Genomic DNA, 8083 nt, shown 5'->3' with positions numbered 1-8083 from the left:
GTAGTCGAAACCGCCATATCCATCTCGAAGTGCTCCTTCGGGTGGGGACGTAGCTTGAACCCTAGCTACATTGGGAGATTTCGGAATCTCCACTTCCTTGAGCGTCTTTCATCGGTCGCCCTTATCCTGACATGATATAAGATCCGTTTGTTTGATTACTTATCTTATTTCTGGGCTAGGAAAGGATACAGGTGAATAATGGGTAATCAGCAAAAGGCAATTATCCATTATTCACTATTTTTTACCTCTTCCCTCTTACCAGCTCGGAAGCTCCCAGCTCGGAAGCTCCCTAAAAACCTCACCCAAATAAGAATTGCTCTACAACTTAGAGACTGTTTATAAAGTAAATCTTAAGAAATATCGAGTACTGAATATGCGTGGTTTAAGGCGGACAGCTCTCGCTACAGGTGAGCTTTTCAAGTACTCGCCGCCTATCTCACCCTACACAATAATTTAAGCTTTATTTAACTTTAACCAACTTTAACCTTTATTTAACAAAAAGTATCTTAGAGACTGAATTTACAAACTTTTGTTAAATGCTAAAAGCTTAACTGTGACTATAGCCCCCCTTAATAATCTGTTACACACTTAACTGGCTAGCTGGCGTAGATAGTAGATGGGGACAGGGTTTTAAGGTTTTTTTCTAATTTTAAAATAGGCAATTTAAGCGATGCAGCAAGGGAACAGGCGGTTTCCCTAATGAGCGACGGCATCAATAAAATGCACAGCAGCTTAAGAGGGAAACTTGGAACAGATGAAAGTCCCCCGTGACATAAATGGCAAAACCTCTGGTTGAGAAACACCCTTATATATCACGAATCCATTGTAATTACTTATTAAGTATTTTTTTGAAAATTTTATTATGTGTATTTTTTTTAAAAAATGTAAACAAGTAACCAGTATTGAATTTATTTCGCCTATAGTGAATTTTTGTCAGCCTTATAAAAAAAAGGAGTTTGGATGTTAACTTATCAGGCAAGTAACTTGCCCAAATTTGATAAATCAATTACTGATTATCAGAACTTTCTGGAGCAAAACCACTTTATTTATGTGGAAACTGAAGATCCCAATTTTGACTGGATCGAATTTTCAAAATTGGTCACAGGTGGTGAGTTAATCCTGCAATATGGGAAACCAATATTCTATGTCAGATATGAACCAGAATTGATCAAATTTTCCGATGCCAGAGGTGAAAGGCGTTTGCTTCCTCATACGGAAGCCAGCGATTATCAAACCCCACCGAACTATCTAGTGCTTTGGTGCAAAAAGCCTTCTGATTGTGGTGGTGGGATGACCACGTTGGCTTATGTGGAAGGATTCCTGAAGACTCTTACGGAAGAAGAAAAGAAAAAACTCATGGAGACTCGACACCATTTTGGTGCCACGAGGGGAGTCCACGCCAACCGCACCAAGGGAGCAATTCATCCGATCCTGTCATTTGAGGGTAAGAAGCCTGTTTTCCGCTTTTCTTGTAACTATATTAAATACGGTGACTACAGCCCCGATCCAGAAAACCTAAAGCCCTTTACTCCCGAGCCGTTTTTGGGAGAAATTGCCGACCGATTTCTAGCGTATTACGAGGAAAATCACATGGCTATTCGGATGAAGCAATACTCATTGTTGCTTTGGGACAACAAATGTATAGCACATGCAAGAACCACCTATAGCGATCCCACTCGAGAACTACAACGCATCTTCTTACGGTAACTGTCAACTTAAGAGTTAAGTGTTAGCTGACTCATGTAGCTGACTCATGTAGCTGGCTAATGACATCCTGGTGATTCCTACACGCTTGATTTGGTGAGTTGTTGAAAGGATAAATGGGTGAGGGGGTAAGTAGGAATCGCCACAAGTTAAAAGGTATAGCGCTACGGGCAAGGCCAGAGGAATCCCCCCTAACCCCCCTTAAGAAGGGGGGCGGGCAATAGGCAAAAGTTGACGTGCATTAGCTTTTCAGCTTTTATCAATGTCAAACACCTTAATGGGTAGTACTATAAGTAGCCAAACTTTCAGGTAGCTTGCGGAAAACATCACGTATAACACTAATGAGGATAATCTCATGAGAATCTTCAATCAATTGGAATCCAATGTGCGAAGCTACTGCCGTTTATTTCCCACGGTGTTTAAGAAAGCACAAGGAGCTGTTCTAGAAGATAAAGAAGGTATTAAGTACATTGACTTTCTCAGTGGAGTGGGTACGCTCAATTACGGACATAACAACCCACAACTCAAAGAACGACTGCTGGGTTATCTCGATTCAGACGGTATTGTCCATAGTCTCGATTTAGCAACCGTAGCGAAAGAGGAGTTTCTCGAAGCTTTTGAAGCCATAATCCTCAAACCCAGGCAATTAAATTACAAAGTTCAGTTTCCTGGACCAACAGGAACCAATGCTGTGGAGGCAGCTCTAAAACTGACCCGCAACATAACCGGACGGGAAACGGTCATTGCCTTTTCCAATGGCTATCATGGGGTAACCCTAGGTTCCTTAGCAACAACTGCCAACATTTCCCAGCGAGACGCTGCAGGAATCACCACCGCAGGCGTAACTTTTATACCTTATGATGGGTACTTGGGTTCGGATATTGATACTACAGAGTACCTAGACAAAGTCCTTTCCGACAGAGGTAGTGGAGTAGCGCTTCCAGCAGCAGTGATTGTAGAAACAATTCAGGGAGCAGGTGGGGTCAATGTAGCCAGCTTTGAGTGGTTGCGATCGCTTGAAACAGTCTGTCGTAAACATGATGTGCTTTTAGTTGTAGACGACATCCAAGTGGGATGCGGACGGACTGGTTCCTTTTTCAGCTTTGAAGAAGTAGGTATTTACCCTGACATTGTTACTATCTCCAAATCCTTGAGTGGATTCGGTCTTCCTTTCTCATTGGTGCTGATCAAACCAGAATTAGACCAGTGGAAACCAGGTCAACATAGCGGCACCTTCAGAGGACCTAACCTAGCCTTTGTTACCGCCAAAGCAGCTTTGGAAATTTATTGGCAAGACGACAGTTTGTCAGCCTCCGTTAAACAGAAAGGAACTATAATGCAGCTCCGATTGGAGCAGATCGCAAAAAATAACTGGGAGGCCGGTTTTTCCGTTAGAGGCAGGGGCATGATTCAGGGCTTAGACTGCAAAGATGGCAACCTCGCTAATAAAATCATCCGAACAGCCTTTGCTAATGGGCTAATCATGGAAACAGCTGGCGCACAGGGGCAGGTGATTCGATGTCTGCCGCCTTTAACAATTTCCGAAGAAGTATTAGAGAAAGGGCTAGACATCCTCGAAAATAGTGTCAACCAAGTCATCCAGGAGACAGTTTCTAAAAAATTAGTTGATTTAGGAGCATCGGTTTAATTGCTTATGACTGCTGCATTTGGAAATTCTCCAGAAGTCAAAACCCGGATAGAAAAAATTGAAAACATCTGTGGACGGGATATAGGTAATGGTATAGAGCCCCTTGTGGAGGCTGCCAAGGGGGGGCTGCTTGGTGCAGCTCGTTCGATTGCCGAACATCCATCCCCCCATGTGGCTATTATTACAGGCTTTTTTATTCCCCACGGCACTCCTCCGGCAGCGGAAAATGATGGCCCCATCGGTTGCGCTCACCTAGCAGCGGGATTACTTAGAGTTGGAATCCCTGTCCGTCTGGTTACCGATCCTTTATGCCTTAATGCTGTCAAGGTTGCTGCTCGGGCAGCAGGAATACCTGCTCAAATTCCTTTTGATGTAGTTCCTGTCGATGCAGGGAGTGCAGAAGATCCCTCCGTTTCTTCTATTGTGAATTTATGGAAAATTGCCGAACCACCAGTTTCCCATGTTATCTCCATTGAAAGAGCAGGCCCGAGTTACGATGGTACTGTCCGAAATATAAATGGGGATGATATCACTGTTCATACTGCTCCTTTACATTTCCTATTTACCCTCAGTGAAATCATCTCCATCGGCATTGGTGATTTGGGCAATGAACTTGGTATGGGAACACTCTCTCAAGAGCTAATTGCCAAAAACATCAAGCATGGAGAACGAATCGCCTGTTATATTCCTTGCCATCACCCGATCGTTTGCGGTGTATCAAATTGGGGAGCAATGGGGTTACTCACTGCTCTTGCTTTACTCCGACCGGACTTAAAATCTAAGTTAACTGAGGGATTAACCTTAGAGACCGATAAACAGATTTTGACAACTCTGGTTAATGAGGGAGCAGCGATAGATGGAGATACCGGATTGCAAGCTCTCACAATTGAGACTTTACCCTGGGAATATCATGGCAAAGTGTTGGCAGAAATTTTAGAAGTCGCCGGTTTGACAAACTCAGTTTGAGAGCGCAGCTCCAATGCTTTCCTCCAAAATATCTAGCCCTTGGGTCAAAGTTTCGGGATCAATCGTTAATGTAGACTGAAGATTAATCACTTCTTTGTTCACTCCCATGGGTTCAAAGATTAAACCCCGCTTGAAAGCTTCATTACTAACTTTTTTAGCCAGCCCCTTTTGTTGGCAGGCGATTCCTTGAATCAAACCAAGTCCTCGATGTTCGCCGCCGACTTCTGGATAACGAGCGATCATGTCTTTGAGTCGCTTCTTCATTACCTCACCTTTGTCCGCGATTTCCTGGGCAAAAGTATCTGTCTCCCAGTACTCGTCGAGAGCAGCTGTGGCAGTCACAAAGGCTAGATTATTGCCTCGGAAAGTACCAGTGTGTTCCCCTGGTTTCAAACAGTCTAAATCAGGTCGAATCAGCACCACAGCCATCGGGTTTCCATAGGCGCTTAAAGATTTAGCCAGACAAACTAGATCGGGTTTTAACCCTGCCCGCTCAAAGCTAAAGAAAGGGCCAGTTCTGCCACACCCGACTTTGATGTCATCAACAATTAGCAAAATCTCTCGCTCTTGAGTGATCTGGGCAAGGCGTTGAAGCCAAGGAACACTAGCAACATTAATCCCGCCCTCAGATTGAACGGTTTCTAGGATAACTGCTGCGGGTTTTTCCTGATTTAGGCTCAGGTCATCAACCAATTTTTCTAAGTAATCAAGACTGTCGTCTTTGGTGCCATTTTTATCCTCGAACGGAACCGTTAAGACATTACCGAGGGGAATGCCCGCAGCCTTTTGATAGGTAGGATTAGGTGTAACAGCTAGGGCACCTAAAGTATGACCGTGGTAGCCTTTGGTAAAACAAATGACTGTTTTTCGACCAGTCACTTTACGGGCTAGCTTCAAAGCAGCCTCGGCAGAATTGGTTCCCGTAGGACCGGTAAACATAACTTTATAGTTTAGTCCTCGCGGTATTAAGATTACTTCCTCGAAACGTTCTAGAAACTGCTGCTTAGCAGAGGTGAACATATCGAGGCTGTGGGTGATAGCATCTGACTCAATGTATTCCAGGAGACGCTTTTTGAGCTTGGGGTTATTATGTCCGTAGTTGAGGGCACCAGCACCTGCCAAGAAATCTATATAAGTACGCCCACTCTCATCTATCAAGGTATCTCCCACTGCCTTGGTAAAGACTGTTGGAAACAATCGACAGTAGCTTCGGACTTCTGACTCAAGCTTGGTAAAAATGTTCATATGCTAAACCTGCCTATTGTTAGGATTTTCAAGTAGGTGAGACAATTCTGTGTGGTGTACAAAACGCGAAGCGATTCCATTTGCTTAACTTTACTTTACGAACACCGTAACCTAGAAAACTATATACTATTTAGGGTGACTATAGCAATAGTCAAGTTATTAATAAAAACTATAATTTTTATTAATAACTTGCTTAAGCCAGAACTGGTATATCCTGATTAAAGAGCAAGTTTAACAATTCAAATAGGATAGCTATAGTCTAAATTTTGATCAGTCTCATAAACCAACAACAGCCTGGAATTAACTGGAATTAACTATGCAAAAAATTCAATTTACTGAAGCTCAGACCGAGGCATTGTTTGATGATCGCGAACGAGACAAACGTTTTCGCAGTTTCTGGGATCCAGAAGGCAGTCTTCACTGGGGTTACTTCGAAAACTTAGCCGAGGCTCGGCCTGAGGACTTTGTGCCAGCCTGCAAGCGCTGGGATGAATATATGCTGGAACAGAGCGGTATTACTGCCGACTCCCGGGTACTAGAAGTTGCTTGTGGAAATGGCAACGCTGCCGTTTGGCTGGCTCAGCAAACGGGATGTGAGGTAGTAGGAATCGATATCAGTAGCAGTTATATCGAGAATGCTCGAGCTAAGGCTAGTAATTTCCCCTCTTTGCGGGTGAGCTTCCAAAAGGAATCAGCCACTAACCTACCTTTCCCAGATGGCTCCTTTACCCATGCCTGGAGTCAAGGCGCTCTTTACCACATCCACGAGCTTGATAAAGCTCTGGCGGAGGTTCACCGTGTCCTAGGGGTAGGAGGCATCTTCCTGTTTGATGACTTGGTAACACCAATTGAGGAAGTTAGTGAGGCAGCCCGCAAGTACGTTTACAACCGACTGCTGTTTGAGCCGACATTTAGCCCCGAAGTTTATGCAGAAAAACTCACTCAGATCGGATTTAACGTTTTGCAGATAAAGGACTTGAGCCAACACCTGAAAAAGAGTTACGAATTGGTGTCCGAGCTAGCTCGGGAGGGCTATCCGGATTTGAGCGCTGCCTTTAAGAAAACTCAGGAGGCAATTGCCGCTGGTGAATTAGGCTGGTGCTTTTTCCTCTGTGAAAAGGTTAGTGATCACTAATCAATGACAAGTTAAGACAGCTACGCCATAGGTTGAGTGTAGATTCAGTGTAGCTTGAGGGTATGCGATTGACCTTGGCCTTTAGGCCAAACGCGAACGCATCCAGGGGCTAGGCTATACACCCAATCACTGCTCAGCAGTTTTGCCTAAAAACATTAGATTGTACCCCTAACCAGGGCAACCGGCTACAATAAAAATTGTTGAGATTTGTGTATCCCTGACCGGCATAGGGAAAGCTTATGGCTGCCGCTGTATTAATCCAGAACCTCCAAAAACGCTATGGAGATGTCCACGCCGTCAAAGACATCTCCTTACAAGTCGAACCGGGTCAAATTTTTGGCTTACTCGGTCCTAATGGTGCCGGGAAAACCACCACCATTCGTTGCCTATGCACGCTCACGGCACCCGATGCTGGAAAAATTGAGGTATCTGGCATTTCAGTACTACACAATCCTAGGGCAGCACGCCGCCGCCTAGGCTATGTAGCCCAAGAAGTTGCCTTAGATAAGGTACTCACTGGTCAAGAACTACTCCAATTGCAAGCCGACCTCTATCACCTCCCCAAAGCAGTTGCCAAACAACGCATCAATAAACTGCTTGACATTTTGCAGCTCAAGGAGTATGCCAATAAAAAAACTGGCATTTACTCCGGTGGTCTACGTCGGCGGCTGGACTTAGCTGCTGGCTTACTCCACCAACCCGATGTTTTAGTACTAGACGAACCCACCGTAGGTCTTGACATTGAGAGCAGATTCGTGGTCTGGGAACTGTTGCAAAAGTTGCGAGACTCAGGAACCACATTACTAATCACCAGCCACTACCTCGAAGAAATAGACGCATTAGCTGACCAAGTGGCAATTATTGACAAAGGCTTGATCATAGCTGAGGGGACACCATCCCAGTTAAAGGATAGTGTTGGAGGCGATCGCATTACCCTGCGCATCCGGGAATTCTCCCCTATGGAAGAAGCCAAGGAAGCCAAAGATATGCTGCAGTCTCTGCCCTTTGTGCGAGAGGTGATTATTAACAGCAATCAGGGGAATTCCCTTAACCTTGTGGTTAAACCCCAAAGCAATGCCTTAATGATCATTCAGCAAGCGTTAAAAGACCTTAGTTTACCAACCTTTGGGATTGCTCAGTCGCGACCTAGCCTAGATGATGTCTACCTAGCTGCCACAGGTAAAACCCTGATGGATGCTGAACTGGCTCAGGCTGGGAAACGGGATCTCAAGGCAGAGCGGAAACAAAATATGGCCTAAAGGAGAGATAGGGTAGAGGGGAAAGATGGGTAGATTCTCTACCCAAAGTTTCTTATATCTTCTTTGATCAATAACTGATGTCTAGGTTAACTATTCAGGAGTTTTGGGAAAAGTAAGTCCGAAGCA

General features: G+C 44.6%; 6 protein-coding genes. 5 read left to right on the top strand and 1 reads right to left on the bottom strand.

Translation table 11 applies throughout. From position 1 onward, the window contains the following. Window positions 1–960: 960 nt before the first annotated feature. The 3 genes from F6J94_RS25955 (at window position 961) to F6J94_RS25945 (ending at window position 4318) form a co-directional block, all read left to right on the top strand. Window positions 961–1707, top strand: a complete 747-nt coding sequence (locus F6J94_RS25955) for a TauD/TfdA family dioxygenase (RefSeq protein WP_075898020.1) — start codon at window positions 961–963, stop codon at window positions 1705–1707. Window positions 1708–2059: 352 nt separating this feature from the next. After that, window positions 2060–3352 (top strand): diaminobutyrate--2-oxoglutarate transaminase, encoded by a 1293-nt coding sequence (gene ectB, locus F6J94_RS25950; protein ID WP_293045438.1) that lies wholly within the window; start codon window positions 2060–2062, stop codon window positions 3350–3352. Between the two features lie 6 nt (window positions 3353–3358). Next, a complete protein-coding gene (locus F6J94_RS25945; protein WP_293020872.1) occupies window positions 3359–4318 on the top strand; it encodes a glutamate cyclase domain-containing protein in 960 nt (319 codons plus the stop codon). Here the strand turns inward: F6J94_RS25945 and ectB (F6J94_RS25940) are convergent. Next, window positions 4310–5563 (bottom strand): diaminobutyrate--2-oxoglutarate transaminase, encoded by a 1254-nt coding sequence (gene ectB / locus F6J94_RS25940; protein WP_293020871.1) that lies wholly within the window; start codon window positions 5561–5563, stop codon window positions 4310–4312. The two genes, F6J94_RS25945 and ectB (F6J94_RS25940), sit on opposite strands and share 9 nt — an antisense overlap. 316 nt (window positions 5564–5879) lie before the next feature. On the opposite strand from ectB (F6J94_RS25940), the gene F6J94_RS25935 reads away from it, so the two are divergent. Together F6J94_RS25935 and F6J94_RS25930 are read left to right on the top strand one after the other, a co-directional pair. Further along, window positions 5880–6698, top strand: a complete 819-nt coding sequence (locus F6J94_RS25935) for a class I SAM-dependent methyltransferase (RefSeq protein WP_293045435.1) — start codon at window positions 5880–5882, stop codon at window positions 6696–6698. A 239-nt stretch (window positions 6699–6937) separates the two neighbouring features. Then, a complete protein-coding gene (locus F6J94_RS25930; RefSeq protein WP_293045433.1) occupies window positions 6938–7957 on the top strand; it encodes an ATP-binding cassette domain-containing protein in 1020 nt (339 codons plus the stop codon). Window positions 7958–8083: the final 126 nt, after the last annotated feature.

Source organism: Moorena sp. SIO1F2, assembly GCF_010672755.1.
Lineage (GTDB): Bacteria > Cyanobacteriota > Cyanobacteriia > Cyanobacteriales > Coleofasciculaceae > Moorena.
The sequence above is the reverse complement of the archived record's forward strand: the minus strand, read 5'-3'. Positions and strand labels throughout refer to the sequence as shown.